This window comes from Arthrobacter sp. HMSC08H08 (assembly GCF_001807575.1).
GTDB classification, from domain to species: Bacteria; Actinomycetota; Actinomycetes; order Actinomycetales; family Micrococcaceae; genus Pseudoglutamicibacter; species Pseudoglutamicibacter albus.
In genome coordinates this window covers 1-1,922 of the sequence record NZ_KV789390.1, presented here as the reverse complement: position 1 = coordinate 1,922, position 1,922 = coordinate 1, and the positions used below count along the sequence as shown (strand labels likewise).

The following is a 1,922-nucleotide window of genomic DNA, read 5'->3' as shown; positions in this document are numbered from 1 at the left end:
TTTGTGTGGGGTGGGTAGGGGAGCGTCGGGCATGTGGTGAAGCCTGGGTGGAAACCATCAGGTGGAGCGTGTTCGAGTGAGAATGCAGGCATGAGTAGCGAATGGCGGGTGAGAAACCCGTCCGCCGAATGATCAAGGGTTCCAGGGTCAAGTTTTTCTTCCCTGGGTGAGTCGGGACCTAAGGCGAGGCCGACAGGCGTAGTCGATGGACAACGGGTTGATATTCCCGTACCGGCGAAGAACCGTCCATATCGAAGCGATGATGCTAACCACCCCAACCACACCAGACCAGCCACTTTGTGGCTAGATGGTGTGTGCGGCGTGGGACCCGATTCGTGGAGGTAAACGTAGTAACAGGTGTGACGCAGAGAGGTAGCCGGGCCAGGCAATGGAATCGACCTGGTCTAAGAGTGTAGGCCGGTGTATAGGCAAATCCGTACACCATAATGGCTGAGACTTGATGGGCGCCCACTATGGGTGGGTGATCCGGTGATCCTGTACTGCCGAGAAAAGCATCGACGTGAGGTTCTAGCTGCCCGTACCCGAAACCGACACAGGTGATCTGGTAGAGAATACCGAGGCGATCGAGAGAATCATGGTTAAGGAACTCGGCAAAATGCCCCCGTAACTTCGGAAGAAGGGGGGCCTGCCTCGTGACCCCCACATGCTGGGGTGAGCGGGTGTGGGCCGCAGAGACCAGAGGGAAGCGACTGTTTACTAAAAACACAGGTCCGTGCGAAGTCGCAAGACGATGTATACGGACTGACTCCTGCCCGGTGCTGGAAGGTTAAGAGGACCTGTTAGAACATTCGTGTTCGAAGCGGAGAATTTAAGCCCCAGTAAACGGCGGTGGTAACTATAACCATCCTAAGGTAGCGAAATTCCTTGTCGGGTAAGTTCCGACCTGCACGAATGGAGCAACGACTTCCCTGCTGTCTCAACCATGAACTCGGCGAAATTGCAGTACGAGTAAAGATGCTCGTTACGCGCAGAAGGACGGAAAGACCCCGTGACCTTTACTATAGTTTGGTATTGGTGTTCGGTGCGGTTTGTGTAGGATAGGTGGGAGACTGTGAAGCGGCCACGCCAGTGGTTGTGGAGTCATTGTTGAAATACCACTCTGACCGTATCGGATGTCTAACCTCGGCCCGTGATCCGGGTCAGGGACAGTGCCTGATGGGTAGTTTAACTGGGGCGGTTGCCTCCTAAATGGTAACGGAGGCGCCCAAAGGTTCCCTCAGCCTGGTTGGCAATCAGGTGTCGAGTGTAAGTGCACAAGGGAGCTTGACTGCGAGACTGACAGGTCAAGCAGGGACGAAAGTCGGGACTAGTGATCCGGCAGTGGCTTGTGGAAGCGCTGTCGCTCAACGGATAAAAGGTACCTCGGGGATAACAGGCTGATCTTGCCCAAGAGTCCATATCGACGGCATGGTTTGGCACCTCGATGTCGGCTCGTCGCATCCTGGGGCTGGAGTCGGTCCCAAGGGTTGGGCTGTTCGCCCATTAAAGCGGCACGCGAGCTGGGTTTAGAACGTCGTGAGACAGTTCGGTCCCTATCCTCTGCGCGCGTAGGAAATGTGAGAAGGGCTGTCCCTAGTACGAGAGGACCGGGACGGACGAACCTCTGGTATGTCAGTTGTACCGCCAGGTGCACCGCTGATTAGCTACGTTCGGGAAGGATAACCGCTGAAAGCATCTAAGCGGGAAGCCTGCTTCAAGATAACATTTCCAACCAAACTTGTTTGGGAGAGGCCCCCAGCTAGACCACTGGGTTGATAGGCAGGAAGTGTACGCACGGACCATAGACGTGTTCAGCTGACCTGTACTAATAGGCCGATCACTTACACACAACACCAACATCCTCACTATTGAGGGGTTCGCGTCCACTAAGCGGTCACCACACCACAAACCCACCCCCACAA

Annotated in this window: 1 rRNA gene; it reads left to right on the top strand. The window is 55.3% G+C overall.

Annotated features, from left to right (window positions below):
- Nucleotides 1-1,850: ribosomal RNA gene (locus HMPREF3175_RS05065) — 23S ribosomal RNA — on the top strand; the annotation flags it as partial.
- Between the last annotated feature and the right edge of the window lie 72 nt (nt 1,851-1,922).